The sequence below is a fragment of the Stenotrophomonas sp. ZAC14D2_NAIMI4_7 genome (genome assembly GCF_003086675.1).
GTDB lineage: Bacteria > Pseudomonadota > Gammaproteobacteria > Xanthomonadales > Xanthomonadaceae > Stenotrophomonas.
Window position 1 is genome coordinate 3,959,744 of the sequence record NZ_CP025995.1, and the last position, 21,270, is coordinate 3,981,013.

At 67.7% G+C, this 21,270-nt stretch carries 7 protein-coding genes; 3 read left to right on the plus strand and 4 right to left on the minus strand.

Going from position 1 to position 21,270, the window contains the following annotated elements; translation table 11 throughout:
* Window positions 1-13 precede the first annotated feature (13 nt).
* Window positions 14-1,051 carry a virulence RhuM family protein gene (locus C1922_RS18080; RefSeq protein ID WP_108751039.1) on the plus strand — a complete coding sequence of 346 codons (1,038 nt, stop codon included), beginning with the start codon at window positions 14-16 and terminating at the stop codon, window positions 1,049-1,051.
* Between the two features lie 43 nt (window positions 1,052-1,094).
* Window positions 1,095-2,378 carry a phosphoribosylamine--glycine ligase gene (gene purD, locus C1922_RS18085; RefSeq protein ID WP_108751040.1) on the plus strand — a complete coding sequence of 428 codons (1,284 nt, stop codon included), beginning with the start codon at window positions 1,095-1,097 and terminating at the stop codon, window positions 2,376-2,378.
* Window positions 2,379-2,469: 91 nt separating this feature from the next.
* Here the strand turns inward: purD and rpoH are convergent, their stop codons facing one another.
* From rpoH to C1922_RS18105, 4 genes are all read right to left on the minus strand, one after another.
* Window positions 2,470-3,345: an RNA polymerase sigma factor RpoH gene (gene rpoH, locus C1922_RS18090; RefSeq protein ID WP_108751041.1), complete on the minus strand. Its 876-nt coding sequence runs from the start codon at window positions 3,343-3,345 to the stop codon at window positions 2,470-2,472.
* Between the two features lie 319 nt (window positions 3,346-3,664).
* On the minus strand, window positions 3,665-7,279 hold the full coding sequence (locus tag C1922_RS18095; RefSeq protein WP_108751042.1) for a hypothetical protein: 3,615 nt from the start codon (window positions 7,277-7,279) through the stop codon (window positions 3,665-3,667).
* Between the two features lie 10 nt (window positions 7,280-7,289).
* Complete coding sequence (locus C1922_RS18100; protein WP_108751043.1) at window positions 7,290-18,272, minus strand: Ig-like domain-containing protein; 10,983 nt, start codon at window positions 18,270-18,272, stop codon at window positions 7,290-7,292.
* Window positions 18,273-18,382: 110 nt separating this feature from the next.
* On the minus strand, window positions 18,383-20,467 hold the full coding sequence (locus tag C1922_RS18105; protein ID WP_199912197.1) for a DUF11 domain-containing protein: 2,085 nt from the start codon (window positions 20,465-20,467) through the stop codon (window positions 18,383-18,385).
* 433 nt (window positions 20,468-20,900) lie between these two features.
* Here C1922_RS18105 and C1922_RS18110 point away from each other — a divergent pair, with 433 nt between their 5' ends.
* A complete protein-coding gene (locus tag C1922_RS18110) occupies window positions 20,901-21,251 on the plus strand; it encodes a helix-turn-helix transcriptional regulator (protein ID WP_234413372.1) in 351 nt (116 codons plus the stop codon).
* Window positions 21,252-21,270 lie beyond the last annotated feature (19 nt).

The window sequence follows — 21,270 nt, forward strand, 5'->3', positions numbered from 1 at the left end:
ACAGCGACCGGCCATGACCAGCCCCCTCGGCGAACTGATCCTCTACCGTACCGACGATGGCCGGACGGAGGTGCATCTGCGCGCTGCGGAAGGGACGGTGTGGATGACCCAGGGCGAGATGGCCGAGCTGTTCGACACGACCAAGCAGAACATCAGCCTTCACATCCGCAACATCCTGCAGGACAACGAGCTGAGGGCCGAGGGAACGGTCAAGGATTACTTGACAGTTCAAACCGAGGGCACGCGCACGGTCAATCGTTCGGTTCAGCGCTATCGATTGGACATGATTCTGGCGGTTGGCTTCCGTGTCCGCTCCCCCCGGGGGAGCCAGTTCCGTCGATGGGCCAGCGATGCCCTGTCAGAGTATCTGGTCAAGGGTTTCCTTCTGGACGACGAGCGGCTCAAGGATGCCGAGCGCGCGGATTACTTCAAGGAGCTGCTGAGTCGCATCCGCGATATCCGCAGTTCGGAAAAGCGCTTCTACCAGACCCTGCGCGATCTGTTCAAAGCCAGCAGCAGCGACTACGACGGTAGCGCAGCCACCGCCAAAACGTTCTATGCCACCATCCAGAACAAGCTGGTCTACGCTGTCACCGGCCGCACTGCCGCCCAATTGATCGTCGAACGTGCCGACGCCAACGCCCCTCACATGGGCCTGACCAACTGGACAGGCGACAAGCCTCGCAAGTCGGATGTCGTCGTTTCCAAGAACTACCTGCATCGACAAGAGCTGGAACAGCTCAATCGTCTGGTTTCCATGTTCCTGGATTTCGCTGAAGATCGCGCCGAACGACGGGTTGAAACCCGCATGCTGGACTGGCTCAAGCAGACCGATCGCTTCCTTGACTTCAACGAGCGCGCCATTCTCGATGGCCCCGGCCGCGTGTCCAACCAACAGATGGAAACCATCATCTCGGGGCGCTACGCCGAATTTGACGCTGCACGACGCGCTTCCGCAATGATCGCGTCCGAGCGCGAAGCCGAGCTTGATCTTGCGGACCTAACGGCTGAGGCAAGACGCCTGGCTTCCACGAAAAAACCAGCTGATTGATTCCCCCGTTCCCTTTCACTTCTGCCCCCAGGATCTCCCCTCAATGAAAATCCTCGTCATCGGCTCTGGCGGCCGCGAACACGCCCTGGCATGGAAGCTGGCCCAATCCCCCCAGGTCAGTGAAGTGCTCGTGGCACCCGGCAATGCCGGCACCGCCACCGAGGACAAGTGCCGCAACGTGGCGGTGAAGGTGACCGACATCGACGGCCTGCTGGCGCTGGCCCAGAGCGAAGGCGTGGCGCTGACCGTGGTGGGCCCGGAAGTGCCGCTGGTGGCCGGCGTGGTCGACCGCTTCCGCGCCGCCGGCCTGCGCATCTTCGGGCCGACCGCCGCCGCTGCGCAGCTGGAAGGCAGCAAGGCCTACGCCAAGGATTTCCTGGCCCGCCACAACATTCCCACCGCGTTCTACGCCGTGCACACCGAAGTTGACGCGGCGCTGGCCTACATCCGCGCCAAGGGCGCCCCGATCGTGGTCAAGGCCGACGGCCTGGCCGCCGGCAAGGGCGTGATCGTGGCAATGACCCTGGCCGAGGCCGAGGACGCGGTGCGCGACATGCTGTCGGGCAATGCGTTCGGCGACGCCGGTGCGCGCGTGGTCATCGAAGAATTCCTCGATGGCGAGGAAGCCAGCTTCATTTCCATGGTCGATGGCGTACACGCCCTGCCGATGGCCACGTCGCAGGACCACAAGCGCGTGGGCGACGGCGATACCGGCCCGAACACCGGCGGCATGGGCGCCTATTCGCCGGCCCCGGTGGTTACCGCCGAGGTGCATGCGCGGGTGATGCGCGAGGTGGTGAACCCGACCGTGCAGGGCATGATTGCCGACGGCATTCCGTTCACCGGCTTCCTGTATGCCGGGCTGATGATCGATGCCAGCGGCGCGCCGAAGGTGATCGAGTTCAACGTGCGCTTCGGCGATCCGGAAACCCAGCCGGTGATGCTGCGCCTGCAGTCGGACCTGGTGGACCTGGTGGAAGCGGCCATCGACGGTCGCCTGGACCAGGTGGAGGCACAATGGGACCCGCGCCCGTCGCTGGGCGTGGTGCTGGCCGCCAAGCCGTACCCGGAATCGCCGATCACCGGTGATGTGATTTCCGGCCTGGCCGATGTGCCGGCCAGCGCCAAGGTGTTCCATGCCGGCACCGCGCTGGACGCGCAGGGCCAGGTGCTGAGCGCCGGTGGCCGTGTGCTGTGCGTGGCCGCGCTGGGCGACAGCGTGCGCGACGCGCAGGCCAATGCCTATGCCGGCGTGGCCAAGGTGAGCTGGGCCAACGAGTTCCACCGCACCGACATCGGCTGGCGCGCGATCGCACGCGAGGGGTGATGTGTGGGCGCACGCATGCGTGCATGAGCCCCTCCAGACAAAAAAAGGCCCGGCATTGCCGGGCCTTTCATCTTTCCAACGCTGCACCGCGTTACGCGTTGAACAGCGCCTTCATCTTCTTCAGCGCGTTCGCTTCGACCTGGCGGATGCGCTCGGCGGAAACGCCGTACTCATCGGCCAGTTCCTGCAGCGTCACCTTGCTGTCGGCGTCCAGCCAGCGGCGGCGGATGATGTCGCGCGAGCGGGCATCCAGCTCGGCCAGGCCTTCGCGCAGCAGCTGCAGCTGGTTGTCTTCGCTGTCGGCACGTTCGTAGGCCATCGACGGGTCTTCGTCGTTGGCGACCAGGAACGCGGCCGGCGACGGCGGGGCGTGTTCGTTGTCCTCATCGCTGGGCGCATCGAAACCGATATCGCGACCGGACAGGCGCGATTCCATTTCCATCACTTCGCGCTCGGACACGTTCAGGTCCTTGGCCACCGCGCTCACTTCGGCCGCGTTCATCCAGCCCAGGCGCGTCTTCGACTTGCGCAGGTTGAAGAACAACTTGCGCTGCGCCTTGGTGGTGGCGACCTTCACGATGCGCCAGTTCTTCAGGATGAACTCGTGCATTTCGGCACGAATCCAATGCACGGCGAAGGACACCAGGCGCACGCCCATATCCGGGTCGAAGCGCTTGACCGCCTTCATCAGGCCGATGTTGCCTTCCTGGATCAGGTCGCCCAGCGCAAGGCCGTAGCCGTTGTAACCGCGGGCCACGTGCACCACGAAGCGCAGGTGCGAATGCACCAGCTCGCGCGCAGCGTCCAGATCGTCACCGTCGCGGAAACGACGGGCCAGGTCCTGTTCGTCATCGACCGACAGCACCGGAATCTGGTGCACGGCACCGATGTAGGCGTCCAGCGAACCGAGCGCACTGGGAATCGGGAGATTGTTTGCCACAAGGGCAGTAGAGGTGTTCTGGCTCATAGGGCTCATCTTAGCAGTCCGGGTTTTGGACTGCTAAAGCGGTAGGAAGTTCCAGTGTTCCGCAGGCGAAACAATGGGCCGTTCAACATCCCTACCCTATCGCGAATTGATGACAATGGCGAGCAGACCCCAGAACGCATCAAACCATTCCAAAACAATGACTTACGCACAAACTGGTGGATGAATTGTGCTTTTGGGCCGCAAAATCCCATCACAGCACCCCGTTCAGCCCGGCAGTGTTGCCGGTCATTCAGGCCCAGGCGGCCCCAGGCCGGTGATGCCGGCCCATGTCCGGCAACCCAGGCGGCGGCCAAAGCGCTCAGTAATAGCCGGACAGGTTCAGGAAGAAGCCCTTGCTCTCGTAGCGCAGCTCGGTCAGGTCGTCGCTGAACTCGGTGAAGTTGTAGCCGGCACCGATCTTGAAGTTCTGCCCGATCTGGCGGTCCACGCCCAGCAGCCAACCCTTCTTGTCGCCGCCGTCGCGCACATCCAGCCAGCGGTACTCGGCCAGGCCTTCCCACTGCGACCACAGCCGGTAGCGCAACTGCAGCGCCGAGAAGTTCACCCGGCTGTCCAGCCAGGGGCCTTCGCCGCGGCCGGTGCGGTAGTCGCCCCAGCGCGCGGCCAGCTTGGCCGCCACTTCCCAGCGTTCACCGATCTGCCGCACGCCTTCCAGCGAGATGATCTGCGACTTCTGGTCATACACGTTGCCGCCTTCCTGGCCCAGCGACGCAACGTCATACAGATAGGTGTACTTGCCGAACGCGGCCCAACGCGTGTTGTCGTGCGGGCGCCAGGCGAAGCCGAGGTTGGATTCCACCAGCTTGGCATCGGCCAGTGCGTTGATCCTGTCCTGGGTATCGGCGTAGTTGGCGCGCAGCGCGATGCGCCAGTCCTCGTTGATCTTGTACAGCAGGCGGTTGGTGGTCACCCACTGCTCGCGCTGCTCGGCGCCCTGGTCGCGGCGGTACTCCAGCTTGCTGGTCCACTGCGTGTTGGCGTCGGTACGGCCACCACTGACGCTGTACGCGCGGCGGTCGACGCGGCCGGTGGTGGCGTCCAGCTTGCCGTCCATCACGCTGAAGCCCAGGTTCCAGCCCTGCGCCGGGTAGAAGTCCATGCCGAAGGTGTTGACCAGGCCTGCGGTGTCCTCGCGCCGGTCCTTCAGGTACTGGCTTTCGTTGAACACATTCACCTGGTTGCTCAGGCGCCAGCGCTGGCCCAGCGTCCAGCCCGACTGCAGGCCGGTGTCGTACAGCGGATCGGCGGTGGTGCGGTCGGTGCTGTAGCTGTAGTTGCCGTAGAAGCTGTGTTCGGGGGTCATCCAGTACTCGGCTTCCAGCTTGGCGCCGTCGCCGCGGCTGCCGCTGCTCACTTCGGCGCCCACGCTGGAACGATCACCGAACAGATAGCGCGTGCCCAGGGTCAACAGGTTGTTGTCCTCGTAAGCGCCGCCGTCATCATCCACGGTCAGCTGGCCGGTGCCGTACAGCTCCCATTTGGCGCCGAAGCGCTGCCGGTAGCTCAATGCGGCCAGGGTGCCATCCACGTCCACACCTGCATTCTCTTCGCGCACGCGGCGCAGCTCCGCCCCCAGCTGGCCGTTGTTGCCCAGCCGCCAGTCCAAGGTCAGCTGCGACTGCTCCAGCGCCACGTCGCCCCGTTCGGCGCGGCTCTGGCGGCCATACAGGCTGAGGTTGTCGGTGAAGTAGCCGAGGAATTCGGCGCCGTACTCTTCCAGTGCCACCCCGGTGTCCATGCGCGATACCGAGAAGCCGGCATCCACATCGCGCCACCAGGCGCCGAAGCTCCAGTCCTGCGTGGTCCAGCCCAGCTCGCGCAGGTTGGCGCGTGCTTCCACGGCCCGTGCATCGCCCTTGCGCGCCGCGCTCACCGGGTTGCGCTGGATGAAGCTCAGGCCGCCGTTGTCGGAATAGAAGATTGGCGCGGCGGTGGCTTCGCTGCGGGTCTGTTCCAGCTTCAGGTAGGTACCGCGCCCGGCCTGCAGGGTCAGGTCGGCGCCCATCAGGCTGTAGTCGTCGCCACTGCGGTTTTCGTCCACGTAGGTGCCACCCACGGCCACGTGGTCGCCGAACCATTGCTTGCCACGCAGGCCGGCACTGACATCGTCGGTGCTGAAGCCCACCGGCACGTACTCGTAGTCCACCAGCAGCACCTGGTCGTAGCCGTCCAGCGGCGTGTCACGGGTGAGCGTGCGCACGTTCTCGCGGGTGATCTGCGATAGCGCGCGGGTCAGCAGGATGCGGCCCTGGATCTCGTTCACTTCGTAATCCACGCCGCGCTGCAGGGTGCTGCGCACTTCGGTACGGCCAGTGGTGCGGTCGCGCACTTCCAGCACCACCTGTTCCGAGCCCGGCAGCAGATCGGTGTGCCGCAGGTAGTACAGGCTGCCGCCGGTGCCCAGGAACTCGCTGTGGCCCAGCGCCGACTGTGCCTCCGAGCCGAATGCCTTCAGATAGGAACGCGGATCGCCCAGCGGCGTTGTCGCGCGTGATCGCCAGCTCAGCGCCGCGCCATACAGCGAGCGCACGTACTGGCCGTATTCGGTGCCGGTGAAGCCGGTGGCGAAGTTGCCCCACAACGCCTGGTTCTGGTCCCAGTCCACGCGCACGTACAGCTTGCCCTGGGTATCCACATCGCGGTAAGTGGTCGAATCATCGCCGTACACCGGGTAGTACTGGTCCGGGTCCAGGCGGCGGAACACATCGCGCGCATCGGCATCCAGGAAGCCACTGAACAGGCGCTTCAACTCGCGGTCGTAGGTATCGGCCTGCGCGGTCACCAGGTACTTCCCGCGCAGCTTGCTCTTCAGGTAGAACGCCAGGCGGCCTTCGCTGAGGAAGCTGTCATCACGGTCCTGATCGGCCACCAGCGGGTCCAGGTTGCCACTGGCGGTGTTTTTGGACAGGGTTACATCGGCCAGCGCCACCAGGAAGCGGTAGCTGCCGGTCACCTCCACGTCCAGCGTGCGTTGCAGGGGCGGCGCGTCCTGCGCTTCCACTTCCACCTGGTAGCGGTGCTGGCCGATCGGCTCCAGGAATTCGGCGGCGAACTTCTGCTCCAGATCCACCGGGAAGCTCTGCCCGTTGATCAGCACGCGCGCGTTGGGTGCCAGGCCGCGGCCGTAGATGCGCACGCGCGAGCCGTAGATGGCGATGTTCTGCTGGCGCAGCGCGTTCTGTCCGTAGATGTCATTGGTCAGCTGCTGGTCGCGTGCTTCCTCGCCGTTCAGCACCTTGCCCAGGGTCTTCTGCACATTGTCGCGCACCTGCTGGGTGCCGCGTTCGTAGTCGGTGGGCAGCACCAGCTGGAAGCGCTGCGCGCTGGTTTCGTCGAACGCGCCATCGTGGCCGTAAGCGCGGGCGATGTACTGCAGTTCGTCGCCTTCGCGCAGGTTCAGCCCGGCCGGCAGCTGCCCATCCCATTCGGTGTTGCCCACGTAGTCCACCGGCATGGGAATGCGCGCCAGCGGCGTGACCAGATCGGTATCGGAACCGCGATACAGCGTGATCTCGATGCGTTCGATGAACGAGGCGTAGTTGTTGTAGCCATGGAAGCGCAGCGGCTTGGTCAGGCGCCCGTTCTCGAACGGCGCCATGGAGCCGGTCTGCACGTTCAGCACCGGCGCCGACAGCGACGGATCTTCGGTGGCCCACACCACCGCGCCGTCAGGCAGCTCGGTCACGAACTGCCCGCCCGGTGCGGCCGCATGCGCGTCCGCAGGCGTCGGCACCGTCTGCGGGGTCGGATCGCCATGCACCTGCAGCAGCAGGTCGTTGCCGCGGCGGCAGCCTTCGGCACCGCACAGGGTCTGCGGCACTTCCGGTGCCGGCGCGGGCGCTGCGGTCTGCGCCCAGGCCGAAGGCAGCAGCAGCGCGGTGGCCAGGGTGATGAGTGCGGTCGTCTTGATCATGGCCCTCTCCTCAGCGGTCCGCGCGGTCAACGGTGGCCGGTGCAGGCAGTACCTGCACCTGCACCCGGTCGGCCCACCCGTCTGGCAACCGCGCCAGCACGGCCTGCTGCAGCACGCGGCCGCGGTCTGCCGCCAATGTTTCCTGGCCCGCCTCGGCACGCACCTGCAGCACCCCGCCCTGGCGTGCCTGCAACGCGTTGGCCGCCTGCACCAGTACCGCCTCGTTGCCAGGTGCCAGTTCGGCGCGGCCCGGTACGAACAGTGCGGGGCCGAACTCCAGCCGCAGCGCCGGACGACCGCTGTCGAACCGTGCATCGGGCAGCTGCACGCCGAAGTCGAAGCGCACCGGCAGCCCCGGGGTGATCCGCCGCAGCAGCGGATTTCGCGTGGTGAAGCGCGCGTCGGCCGGCAGCGTGGTCGGGTCCACCTTCAGGATGAAGTTGCGCCCACGTGCCTGGCCACCATTGATGCCGACCAGGTGGTAGCGGCCGAAGGCATCGGTTTCCATCACAAGGCCTTCCACCGAAGCCACGCGCACGCCGGGAATGCCGCGCTCACCGTCATCCTGGATGCCGTTGCCGTTGCGGTCCTCGAACACGCTGCCCAGGATCAGGCTCTCGTCAAGCAAGGGATCGCCCACCACCTCTACATCGGCCGACGCCACGTTGCCGATGCTGGCGTTGACCGCATCCACCGCGGTCACCCGGTTGGTGTGGATGCCCTGGCCCACGCCAGCCCCCACCCGCAAGTAGTACACCAGCGTGGCGCGGCCGCCGGCGGCGATATCCACCCGTTCCACCCGCAGCGGCGAACGCGCGCTCACGAACGCGGCGTTGTCCAGGTCGCGGGCCTCGAAGCCCTCCTGCACGAAGGTGAAGCCGGCCGGCAGCGTATCGACCACGTTCACCCCCAGCGCATCCACCTCGCCCAGGTTTTCCACGGTCACCACGTAGCGCACCAGCTCGCCCACCTTCACCGTGCGCTGCGCTGCCTGCTTGGTCAGGCGCAGCACGGCACCGCTGGCGGTGACGGTGATGTTCACCCGGCCATCGGCGCAGACCGGGGTGGGAATGGAGACGTCGCAGATGTTGTAGGTGAAGGCATCCTGGCCGCTGTAGCCGACGAAGGCGGTGTAGATGCAGACGCCGTCGGTACAGCCCAGGCGGCCGTAGCGCGGCGCGGCCAGCACGCGCAGCGAACGCGGGTTGATCGGCGCGCCGCTGGTGCTGATGTTGTCCAGCAGCGAGATCGTGACCGGCTCGCCATCGGGCGTGGTCACCGTCTCATCCACCACTTCCACGGCATTGGCCTGCACCTGCACCGTCACGCTGGCCGTACCGCACTGCACCGGCGCGGCCTGCGTGCAGACGGTGTAGGCAAAGGTGTCGCTGCCGCTGAACATCGCCGCCGGCGTGTAGCGCACGCTGCCGTCGGCCAGTACCTCGGCCGTGCCCGAGGTGGGCGCGGTGCTGATCGTCACCGCCACCGACGCCGGCACCACCGGGCTGCCAGCAACCAGGTCGTTGGCCAGCACCGCTACCACCACCGGGCTGTCCTGAGGCGTGCTGGCGGTGTCGTCGGCCGGCTGCACGGGGCTGCCAGCCGGCGGGTTGGCCAGGGTCACGGTGACCGTGCCGATGTCGCAGACACTCGGCTGGCTCACCAGGCAGATCTGGTAGGTCGTGGTGTAGGTCGCACCGGCCACGCCGGCGGCCACGTCCACGCTGCCATTGGCCTGGAGGGTGATGGCCGTGGTGTTGGTGGGGGTCAGCAGCACCGTGGTCGGGTCCAGCGCTGCGCCGTTGAACGTGTCGTTCACCAGCACGTTCAACACTGCGGTGGCGCCGGTGGCCGGCACATCGGCAATCGCATCATCGACCGCGACCAGGGTGCCACCCGCGGCGCTGACCGTGATGGTCAGCGTGGCGGTATCGCACACGCCGGCATACGGCGCGGGCAGGCACAGCTGGTAGATGAACGAATCGCTGCCGCTGAAGCCCGTGTTTGGCGTGTAGGTGTAGCTGCCGTTCGCGTTGAGCACCACCGTTCCCTGCGCCGGTGCGGTCACCAGCGAGAACACCGAATCGCCGCCGGCGTTGTCATTGCCAGCCACGCTGCCGCTCAGCGCCTGCCCGGCCGGTGTGGTGGCCACATCGTTCACCGCATCCGGACGCACCACTACCAGCGCCGTGGCCTGCGCGCAGTTGCCCGAGTTGCTGGCCTCGCAGATCTGGTAGGTCAGGTTGAGCGCACCGGCCGCGGCACTGCCGGCGATGGTGATGATGCCGTTGGCATCGATGCTGACGCCTGCCGGCGGTGCGATCAGGGACACGGTGACCTGCGCCGGCTGCACCGGCACGCCGTTGATCAGGTCATTGCCGAGCACCGACGGCGTGGACCCGCCCGCGCCAGGCAGGGTGGGCGTGCCACTGAAGTTGTCGCTCACTGCCTGCAGGGTCGTGGCGCTCACGGTCACGCTGACCGACCCGGTATCGCAGACATTGAGGTTCGGTGCCGGCAGGCAGACCTGGTAGGTGAAGGTATCGGTGCCAGTGAAACCCGGGTTCGGGGTGTAGCTGATCGTGTTGTCCCCGTTCACCACGGCGGTACCGTTCAGCGGCGCGACGATCACCGTGAACACCGGGTTCAACGGCAGCGTGTCGTTGGCAGCAACGTTCAGCACGGTGGTGCCGGTACCGGCTGACAGCGTGTCGTCGACCGCGTTCGGACGCACCGCCACCAGTGCCGTGGCCTGCGCGCAGTTACTCGGCACCGCGTTTTCGCAGACCTGGTAGGTCAGCGTGGTGGCGACCGGGGCCAGGCCCGCCGCCACGGTGATGACGCCGCTCGGGCTCATGCTGTAGCCGGTGGGCGGCGTGATCAGCGTAGCGGTCACCGGCGTGGTGCCCGGCACGATGGGCGCACCGTTGAAGTTGTCATTCAGCAGGACGCTGGTGGTGGTGCCACCAGTGGCCGGCACGATGGGCGTGGCACTGAAGTCATCGTTCAGCGCGCCCACACTGGTCGTACCCACGGCCAGGCTGACTGTAGCGGTGGAGCACACGGCTGGTGCCGGTGCGGGCAGGCAGACCTGGTAGGTGAAGCTGTCAGCGCCGGTGAAGCCCGCCGCAGGGGTGTAGCTGATGGTGTTGTCGGCGTTGACGACTGCGGCACCATTGCCCGGTGCCACCAGCACGGTCAGCGTTGGGTTGGACGGCAGGGTGTCGTTGGCGGTGACATTGAGCACCGTGGTGGTGCCAGCCGTTGCCGTCAGGTTGTCGTTGGCCGCAGCAGGGCTGACCGCAACCACGGCGGTGGCCTGGGCGCAGTTGCTGGGCACGGCGTTCTCGCAGACCTGGTAGATCAAGGTGGTTGCGGCCGGCGGACTTGCCGGTGCCACGGTGATCTGCCCGTTGCCTGCCATGGTGTAGCCCGCAGGCGGGGCAACCAGCGTTGCCGTGACCGGCGTGCTGCCCGGCACGATCGGCGTGCCGTTGAAGGTGTCATTGAGCAGCACGCTGCTGGTGGTACCACCGCTGGCCGGTGAGATTGGCGCTGCGGTGAAGTCATCGGCGCTGGCCACCAGGGTGGTGGCGGCGACGGTGAGGCTGACCGTGGCGGAATCGCAGACGGCGGCGGCCGGTGCAGGCAGGCACAGCTGGTAGGTGAAGCTGTCGGACCCAGTGAAGCCTTCGGTCGGTGAGTAGCGGATCGAGCCGTCGGCCAGCACGGTGGCAAGACCGTTGGCGGGCGTTACCGTCACGGTCACCACCGGATTCAACGGCGCGATGTCGTTGGCCAGCACGTTCAGAACGGTGCTGGTACCGGCGGTGGCCAGCAGGGCGTCGGCCACCGCGTCCGGGCTGACCGCCACCAGCGCCGTTGCCTGCGCGCAGTTGGTGGGCACGGCGGTTTCGCAGACCTGGTAGTTCAGCGTGACCGCCGCGGGCGTAGTGCCCGCCGCAACGGTGATGACCCCCGCAGCGTTCATGCTGTAGCCGGCCACGGGCGCCACCAGCGACGCGGTGACGGGGGTGGTGCCTGGCACGATGGCCGCACCGTTGAACGTGTCGTTCAGCAGCACGCTGGCGGTGCTGCCACCGGCGGCGGGCGCAATCGGGGTGCCACTGAAGTCATCGGCCAGCGCGCTGATGCCATTGGCACCCACGGTCAGGCTGACCGTGGCGCTGTCGCAGACCGCACTGCCCGGCGCCGGCAGGCACAACTGGTAGGTGAAGCTGTCCGCGCCGGTGAAGCCGGGCGTCGGCGTGTAGCTGATGCTGCCATCCCCATTGACGATGGCAGTGCCATTGGCCGGTGCCACCGACACGGTCACCACCGGATTCAGCGGCGCGGTGTCGTTGGCCAGCACGTTGAGCAGAGTGGTGGTCCCCGCCGTCGCGGTCAGGGTGTCCGCCACCGCTTCCGGGCTGACCGCCACGATGGCCGAGGCCACCGCGCAGTTGGTCGGCGCCGCGTTCTCGCAGACCTGGTAGTTCAACGTCACTGCGGCAGGCGTGGTACCCGGCGCCACGGTGACGACGCCGGCCGGGTTCATGCTGTAGCCGGCAACCGGCGTCACCAGCGAGGCACTGACCGGCGTGGTGCCCGGCACGATGGCCGCACCATTGAAAGTGTCGTTCAACAGCACGCTGGCGGTCGAGCCACCGGCCACCGGGGCGATCGGCGTCGCAGTGAAGTCATCGCCCACGGCGGTGAGCGTGGTGTTGCTGACGGTGACCGTCACCGTCGCCGAATCGCAGACGGTGGCGCCGGGGGCCGGCAGGCAGACCTGGTAGGTGAAGCTGTCGGTGCCGGTGAAGCCCACCGTCGGGGTGTAGCCGATGCTGCCGTCCGCATTCACCGTGGTGCTGCCGTTGGTCGGCGCGACCGACACCGTCACCGTCGGGTTGGCCGGTGCGCGGTCGTTGGCCAGCACGTTCAGGACGGTGGTGGCGCCAGCGGCGGCGGGCAGCGCGTCGGCCACCGCCTCCGGGCTGACCGCCACCACGGCGGTGGCAGCCGCACAGTTGGTCGGCGCCGCGTTCTCGCAGACCTGGTAGTTCAGCGTGGTCGCCGCCGGCGTGGTGCCCGCCGCAACACTGATCACCCCGCTGGCCGACATGCTGTAGCCACTGGGCGGCGCCAGCAGCGACGCCGTCACGGCGGTGGTGCCCGGCACGATGGGCACGCCATTGAACGTATCGTTGAGCAGCACGCTGGTCGTGCTGCCGCCGGTGACCGGGGCGATCGGCGCTGCGGTGAAGTCATCGTTGGTCGCCACCAGCGACGTGTTGCTGACCGCAAGCGATACGGTTGCAGTGGCGCAGACCGTTGCCGCCGGCGCGGGCAGGCACAACTGGTAGGTGAAGCTGTCTGCACCGGTGTAGCCAGCCGTCGGCGTGTAGCTGATGCTGCCGTCGGCATTGACCGTGGTGGTGCCGTTGGTCGGCGCCACCGACACGGTCACCACCGGGTTCTGCGGTGCGGTGTCGTTGGCCAGCACGTTCAGCACGGTCGTGGCACCGGCAGTTGCCGGCAGGGTGTCGGCCACCGCCACCGGGCTGACCGCCACCACGGCCGAGGCCGACGCGCAGTTGCCCGGCACCGCGTTTTCGCAGACCTGGTAGTTCAGCGTCGTTGCCGCCGGCGGCGATCCTGCGGCCACGGTGATCACGCCGTCGGCTGCCATGCTGTAGCCCGGCACCGTGGTCAGCAGCGAAGCGGTCACCGCCGTGGTGCCCGGCACGATGGCCACGCCATTGAACGTGTCGTTCAACAACACGCTGGGGGTGCTGCCGCCTGGCGCAGGCGCGATCGCGCTGCTGCTGAAATCATCGTTGGCCGCGGTCAGCGTCGTGGCCGCCACGGTGACGGTTACCGCCGCGGTATCGCAGACCGCCGCCGCTGGCGCCGGCAGGCAGACCTGGTAGCTGAAGGTGTCGGTGCCGGTGAAGCCGGCGCTGGGGGTGTAGCTGATGGTGCCATCGCCATTGACCAGAGTCGTGCCGTTGCCCGCAGCCACCGAGACGGTCACCAGCGGGTTCAACGGCGCGGCATCGTTGGCCAGCACGTTGAGCACGGTGGTGGCGCCGGCGGCTGCCGGCAGTGCATCGGCCACAGCCTCCGGGCGGACCGCCACCAGCGCGGTGGCCGCGGCACAGTTGCCCGGCACCGCGTTTTCGCAGACCTGGTAGTTCAGGGTCGCCGCGGCCGGCGTGGTTCCCGCAGCAACGGTGATCACACCGCTGGCCGACATCGTATAACCGGCCGGCGCGGCAATCAGCGTGGCGGTGACCGGCGTGGTGCCGGGCACGATGGGGGCGCCACTGAAGGTATCGTTCAACAGCACGCTGCTGGTGCTGCCCCCGGTGGCCGGTGCAATCGGGCTGGCGCTGAAATCATCGTTGCTGGCCACCAGCGAGGTGGCACTGACAGTGACCGTCACCGTGGCCGAATCGCAGACCGTGCCGCCCGGCGCGGGCAGGCACAGCTGGTAGGTGAAGGTATCGGTGCCGACGAAGCCGGCGGTCGGCGTGTAGCTGATGGTGCCATCGCCATTGGCCACGGCCGTGCCCTGGCTCGGGCCGGCACTGACGGTAACCACCGGGTTCAGCGGCGCGGCATCGTTGGCCAGCACGTTCAACACCGTGGTGGTGCCGGCGGTGGCCGGCAGGCTGTCGGCGACGGCATCGGGGCTGACAGCCACCAGCGCGGTGGCGGCGGCGCAGTTGGTCGGCACCGCGTTCTCGCACACCTGGTAACTCAGGGTGGTCGCGGCCGGGCGCGTGCCCGCGGCCACGCTCACCACACCGTCGGCCGACAGGCTGTAGCCGGCCACCGGCGTGACCAGCGATGCGGTGACCGGCGTGGTGCCCGGCACGATCGCACTGCCGCTGAAGGTGTCGTTGAGCAGCACGCTGGTGGTGCTGCCGCCAGCAGCCGGATCGATGGGCGTGGCCAGGAAGCTGTCATTCACCGCGACCAGCGAGGTGGTGCTGACCGTCACCGCCACCGTGGCGGTATCACACACGCTGCCATGGGGTGCCGGCAGGCACAGCTGGTAAGTGAACGAATCCGGCCCGCTGAAACCGCCGGTGGGGGTGTAGCTGATGCTGCCGTCGGCGTTGACCACGGCGGTGCCATTCACCGGCGCCACGCTGACGGTCACCACCGGCGTGGCCGGTGACACGTCGTTGGCAAGCACATTCAATACGGTGGTCGCACCGGCCGCGGCCGGCAGTGCATCGTTCACCGCATCCGGGCTCATCACCACCACCGCGGTGGCGGTGGCGCAATTGGTCGGCGCGGCGGTTTCGCAGACCTGGTAACCCAGCGCGACCGAGCCCGGCAAGGTACCGGCCGCGACGCTGATGACGCCATTGGCGGCCATGCTGTAGCCGGACACCAGGGTGGTCAGGCTGGCGGTAACCGGGGTGGTGCCCGGCACGATGGCCGCACCGTTGAAGGTGTCGTTGAGCAGCACGCTGGCGGTACTGCCACCGCTCGGCGGGACCGCGCTGGCGCTGAAATCATCATTCACTGCCACCAGTGCAGCGGCGGCCAGGGTCAGCGCCACCTGGGCGGTATCGCAGACCGCGCCGTCCGGTGCCGGCAGGCACACCTGGTAGGTCAACGTGTCGGCACCGCTGGCGCCGGCGTTGGCGGTGTACTGCAGGCTGCCGCTGGTCGACAGCACCGCGCTGCCCAAGGTAGGCGGGGTAACCACGGTATAGGTGGCACCGGCAGGCACGTTGTCGTTGGCGGCCAGGTCGAAGGTGCCCGGCTGGGTGCCGGTCACGCTGCCGCTGTCATCGACGGCATCGGGCGCAACCAGCACCTGCACGGCGGCGGTATCGCAGGTGCTGCCGCCCTGCTCGCACAGCGAGTAGGTGAGTGTGGTGGCACCGGCCGGCGCGTAGCTGGCCACGGTGATGATGCCGTTGGCATCGATGCTGAAACCGGTGGGCGCGGCCAGCAGATTGGCCGTGACCTGCAGCGGATTCACCGGCGCGCCGTTGAAGCTGTCGTTGGCAAACACCGTGGGCGTGGTGCCGCCGGCACCGGGCGCGAACGCGGGACTGCGGAAGTTGTCGTCCACCGCATCAAGGGTGTTGGCCACCACCGTGATCGTGACCGTACCGATGGCACAGACGGCGGCATCGGGCGCCGGCAGGCAGACCTGGTACTGCGCGGTCTGCGGCCCGGCCGCGGCCGGCGCATAGCTGAAGCTACCGTTGCCCTGCAGGATGAAGGCGCCCGCGGCCGGCGGCGTGACCAAGCTGTAGGTCGCCGCTGCGGGCGCGTTGTCGTTGAGGCTGACATCGCCCACCAGGGGCTGCCCGGCCGAAGTGCTGTAGATGTCGTCGATGGCAGCGGGCGCCACCACCAGCGCGACCTGCGCGGTGGCGCAGTTGGCGGTACCGGCCTCGCACAGTTCATAGGTCAGGGTCTGCGCACCGGCCGCAGCGCCGGCCGGCACGTTGATCACCCCGGCCCTGGTGAAGGTGTAGCCCGGCGGCGGTGCGTCCACCAGGCTCACGCTCACCTGCGTGGCGGTCACCGCAGCGCCGTTGAACAGATCGTTGCCCAGCACGCTGGGCGTGCTGCCGCCGGTCACCGGCGAGATGGCCGGCGTGCCAAAGGCATCGTCCACCGCATTGACCGTGTTGGCGGTGATGACAAAGGTGGCCGTCGCAGTCGAGCACACCGCACTGTTCGGCGCGGGCAGGCAGACCTGGTAGCTGGCGCTGTCAGTGCCACTGCTGCCAGCCGCCGAGGTGTAGGTGAAGCCGCCATCGGTGGCCAGCACCAGCGTGCCCTGGGTGGGGGCGACCAGCACGCTGAACTCCGCACCGGTACCGGTGCTGTCATTGCTGGCCACCGAACCGGTCACGGCCTGGCCCGACTGCACCGGTACGCTGTCGGCCACGGCCGTCGGCGCGACCAGCACCTGCACGCCGGCGATATCGCAGTTGGCCGGGGCTGCCACTTCGCACAGCTGGTAGGCCAGGGTCGCCGCACCCGGCGTGGTGCCTGCGGCCACGGTGATCACGCCGCTGCTGGCATCCAGGCTGAAGCCCGCCACCGGCGCCTGCAGCGTTGCAGTAACCGCCCCGGCGGTGACCACCACGCCATTGAGGGTGTCGTTGCCCAGCACGCTGGGCGTCGTGCCGCCGGCAAGCCCCGGCACCGGGGTGGCGAACAGATCATCGTTGGCCACCAGCGCATTGGCGCCGAGGGTGACGGTGACCGTCGCGGTATCGCACACCGCAGCATTCGGCGCCGGCAGGCACACCTGGTAGCCGAAGGTGTCGCTGCCGGTAACGCCGGCATTGGGCGTGTAGGTGTAACTGCCATCTCCGTTCACCACCGCCACGCCCTTGCTGGCGGCGGTGCCGAGGCTGAAGGTGGAGCCGGCCGGGGTGTTGTCGTTGCTGCCGACGTTGGCGGACACCGGTTGCCCCGCACCTGGTGTCGCGATCGCGTCGTCCACCGCGACGGGAGCGATGACCAGCTGCACGCTGGCCGTATCGCACAGCGTCGGCGCGGCGGTCAGGCAGATGCGGTAGCCCAGGGTGACCGGACCGGCCACGGCGTTGGCCGGCACCGTGACGGCACCCGCGGCGTTGATCAGATACCCCGCCGGTGCGGTGATCAGCGTGGTGGTCAGGTTGGCCGGCACCACTGCGGCGCCATTGAAGGTGTCATTGCCCAGCACGCTGGCCGTGGTGCCGCCGCTGGCCGCGGCGATCGGCGCGGCGCTGAAATCATCGTTCACCGCATCGATGGTGTTGGCGGTCAGGTTCACCGTGACCGTTGCGGTGTCACACACCGCCGCGTTCGGTGCCGGCAGGCACACCTGGTAGCCGAAGGTATCGGTGCCGGTGGCGCCCGCGTTGGCGGTGTAGGTGAACGCGCCGCTGGGCTGCAGCACCACGCTGCCCTGGCTGGGCACCGCGCCGGTCTGCACGAAGGTGGAACCGGTAAAGACATTGTCGTTGCTGGCAACGTTGCCGTTCAGCGCCTGCCCGGCCTGCACGGCCACGCTGTCATCCAGCGCATCAGGGCTGACCAGCAGGCTGACCGTGGCGCTGGCGCAGTTGCTGGGCGATGCCGCTTCGCAGATCTGGTAGGTCAGGCTGACCGGCCCGGCCGCTGCGGTGGCCGGCACGCTGATGGTGCCGTTGGCCGCGATGGCATAGCCGGACGGCGCGTTGGTCAGCGTGGCGACGACGGCGGCGTCGGCAAACGCCGCGCCAGCCAGGGTGTCGTTGCCGAACACGCGCGGCGTGCTGCCACCGCCGCCGGGCGGGAATGGCGCGGCACTGTAGTCGTCGTTGTTGGCGACGATGGCGGCCGCCTGCACGCCGATGGTGGGCGTGGTGGCGGTGTTGTCGCCTGGCGTCGGATCGGTCGTACCCTGCGGCGGGGTGATGGTGGCCGCGTTGGCCGAAATGGTCGCCGGGGTGACGGTGGGCGCGGTGCCATTCACCAGCACCACCAGCACGTCGCCCACGCCCACGTTGACGCCGACGTTCAGGCTGCCGGTGCCCGAGGCCGCCGAGCAGGAGGTGGCCGCCGACACCGTTGCGCAGGTCCAGGTGACCCCGCTCAGCTGCGCGGGCACCGAATCGGTGAGGGTGGCGCCCACCGCCTGCGACGGGCCGGTGTTGCGCACTTCAATGCGGTACTGCACCGCTCCACCGGCCGCGACCGGCACCGGCGTGGTGATGGTCTTGACGATGCTCAACTGCGCGCTGGCGGCCAGTGTGTTGCTGTCGCTGCTGCTGTTGTTGCCCGGGGTGGGATCGGACACGTCGGCCGGCGCGGTCACCGTGGCGGTGTTCACCAGCGGGTTGCGGTACGCCTGTGCCTGCGCACCCGCCATGGCCAGCGTGGCCAGCAGCGCGGTGCCCAGTTGCAGCGCGCGCGCGCGCAGGCAGGCGTGGCCGGGCAGGCAGTTCAAGCGACGGGCGCGGGCGGTGTGCATGCTGTCATCCTCGAAAGCACCGCGCAGGCTCTGGCGTTCCCCGCCTGCGCGTCACAAGAAGCGTCGTTGCTGCCGGGCCGCGCACAGCGCAGCGGCCCGGGTGGATACGGCTAGTACGCGCCCGGATCGGCGCTGAAGCTGACAGGCACGGTGATCGTGGCCTGCCCCCCATTGATCAGGTTCACCCCCAGGCTGACGCTGGTGCCACCGGCCGCACCGCCACTGGCGGCGCTGCACGTGCTGCCGGCCGAGGCGCTGCAGGTCCACGGCGCGCTCAGCGTGGCGCCCGCCGGCAGCGTGTCGCTGACCTGCGCGGCGGTCACCGCATCGGGGCCGGCGTTGCTGACCGTCAGCACATAGCTGGCGCTGCCACCGGGTGTGTAGGTGGCACTGCCATCGCTCTTGCTGATCGACAGATCGGCCTGACGCGTGCGATTGGTGATGCGGCAGACCACGGTGAGCGGCTGCGCCGCCAGCGCCGGTGCGGTGAAGTTGAAGCTCTGGCCGGTGCCGCTGCTGAGCGTGGTACCGCCCTGGTCCTTGCACTCCCAACTGCTGGCGTAGCGCGCCAGGACCGTGGCGGTGCCTGCGGTTTCGGCCAGGGTGTAGACCGTACCGGGTGTGGTGACCACCGCCGTGGTGGCACCGTTGTTACCCACGTTGGCCACGCTGGCCAGCACCGTGGTCCCCTGCGCCACGCTCAGGTTGAACACACCGGTATCGGTGGTCGGCGCCAGCGTCTTCACCAGCTGCACGGTAGCCGCGCAGCTCTGCGAAATGCTTTCCACGGTGAACACGGCCTGGCCGATGCGGATGCCCAGCAGGGCCAGCAGGTTGTCGACCACCCCGCCCAATACGGTGGTCAGCACCGGCCCCACCAGTGTGTTCACCACGGTGCGCAGGGGTGGCAGCAGGGTGGATACCAGTGCGTTGACGATGTTGTTCACCGGCAGCGGCAGCGTGATCAGTGCATTGACCAGACGCACCACCGGCGTTCCACTGGTAATGGTCACATCCAGCGAATTGATCAGCGAGGTGACCATGGTGCTGGCGCTGACCGTGCCTGCGGTGAGCGTGCGTGTCTGTGGAAATGCACCGGGTACCACCACCGACTGCAGGCCGGGGGTGGCGGTGGCGACGGCGCGCACCGACACGGTCAGCGGGACATCCACGTCGGCCACCTTCAGGCCACCGGCCAGCAGGCTGACCGCCACGGTCACGTTCAACGTCGTGGCGTTGATGGGGGTCACGCTGGCCGGGGTGAGCACGGCACTGCGGTTGAAGAACACCGCGTCGCTGATGGTGCCGACATACAGGTTTACCAGGCCCGGCCGTGCCTGCAGGGTGACCGCGTTGCTGGCCAGGCTGACCGCGCTGATGGTGCCTTCGGCGCGCGCCACATCGGCGTAGACCGACAGATGCAGCAGCGAGGCATTGATGCTGGTGCCCGACAGCGAGACCAGCGCGCCAACGTTCAGGCCGTTCACCGCCGAGATCAGCGGCGCCACGTTCAGGCCCTGCACGATGTCGAAATCCAGCTTGAGGCGGATCGCCGCGCTGTGGAAGCTGGTTCCGACCGGGCCGCAGTTGAACACCGGCGGTTCGACCACCTGCGCCCACACGCGCACGTTGGCCAGCCCGCCCAGGCCCAACGGTGCCAGCTGCGCAGTGGTCAGGGTGATCGGCGTGGGCGTGGTGACCACGTTGCGGAAGTTGTACAGCTGCACGCCGCCGGTGATCAGGTCCAGCACGTCCAGGTTCACCGTGGCCAGCGAACCCGGCGGCAGGCTGACCTGCAGCAGATCAGCAAGGCGGATGTTGCCGGTCAGCCCGCCGATGGAGGGAGTGAGCAGACCCAGGGCGCTGGCCGCGGCAGTCTTGCCATCGGCCTGCAGCACCGACACCATCGCCGCCTGCAGCTGGGCCAGGGTGATGTTGGCGTTCAACACTTGACTGGGATCGCTGACCACCACGCCGCCGTTGAGCTGGGTCAGCAGCGCGTTGAGGTTGATGTCGGCGCCGGCCAGATTGTTCCAGTCCAATGCGGTGAGCTGGACGCTGGTGCCGGGCAGCAGCGTGCTGAACAACAGATTCAACACCGGGCTCTGGGTGGAATCGACCGATACCAGGCGCGGCCCGGCCGAAACACAGGCGCCATTGGCGGTACAGGCATCCTGGGCGCGGGCCGTCGGCACGACCATTATTAATGTGCACAGGATCACACTAAATAGCAGGATATTTACTTTGGTGAGTAACACTGACACCCGCTTCACGACTGAAGCCTTATCCATCGCCCATCCCCTGCGCCGCGGCTGCACGCGCCCTGCACCGCCCGGATATTGCCGGTGATGAGGCATGTGACGCACACTGGCTTCGATGTTTCTGATGTTTTCCGGCGCTGCGTGGCCGGTTTGGCGATTAATTACGTTTGCGCGCGCATGGGTCAAACAAGACGGCGTGAAGACCGTAGTAAGCAGCACTGTCGCCAGGGAGGAGACGATGGGAAACCCAGGTGCGGCAAGGGCAGACAGTCATTCTGTACAGGCAGTTAAAAGAATCGCTGCCCGGTAAGTATCGATAACCACCCATCAACTAGGGATAGGGAAAGGGGGAATACCGATGTTGTCGATGGCTGATCGAATCCGCGGTGCACGCACGGCGGCTGGACTTTCACAGACACAGCTGGCGCAGGAAACCGGGGTGAAGCGCAGTGCGGTCGCGCAATGGGAGCGGCGCGGCGGCACCCATCCCAGCGTGTCGCATCTGGCCCGGATCGCGGTGGTGACCCAGGTCCGCTTTGAATGGCTGGCTACCGGCCGTGGCTGCGGCAAGCCGGACGACGAGGAACTGGGGGCGGCGCCGCCCAGCGCCGATTACGCGCGCAACGACCTGGAGGGCAACATCCTGTCGCTGGTACGGCGGCTACCGCCGCGCAAACGCAAGGTGGCGCACGACATCATCGAGATGCTGGGCGTGTGACGCTGCGGCGGGCCCGCCG

What these genes read in the sequence shown, in the direction of transcription:
- C1922_RS18100 (WP_108751043.1), bottom strand. Translation starts at nt 18,272, where the DNA reads ATGCACACCGCCCGCGCCCGTCGCTTGAACTGCCTGCCCGGCCACGCC.
- C1922_RS18080 (WP_108751039.1), top strand. Translation starts at nt 14, where the DNA reads ATGACCAGCCCCCTCGGCGAACTGATCCTCTACCGTACCGACGATGGC.
- C1922_RS18110 (WP_234413372.1), top strand. Translation starts at nt 20,901, where the DNA reads ATGGCTGATCGAATCCGCGGTGCACGCACGGCGGCTGGACTTTCACAG.
- rpoH (WP_108751041.1), bottom strand. Translation starts at nt 3,345, where the DNA reads ATGAGCCAGAACACCTCTACTGCCCTTGTGGCAAACAATCTCCCGATT.
- purD (WP_108751040.1), top strand. Translation starts at nt 1,095, where the DNA reads ATGAAAATCCTCGTCATCGGCTCTGGCGGCCGCGAACACGCCCTGGCA.
- C1922_RS18095 (WP_108751042.1), bottom strand. Translation starts at nt 7,279, where the DNA reads ATGATCAAGACGACCGCACTCATCACCCTGGCCACCGCGCTGCTGCTG.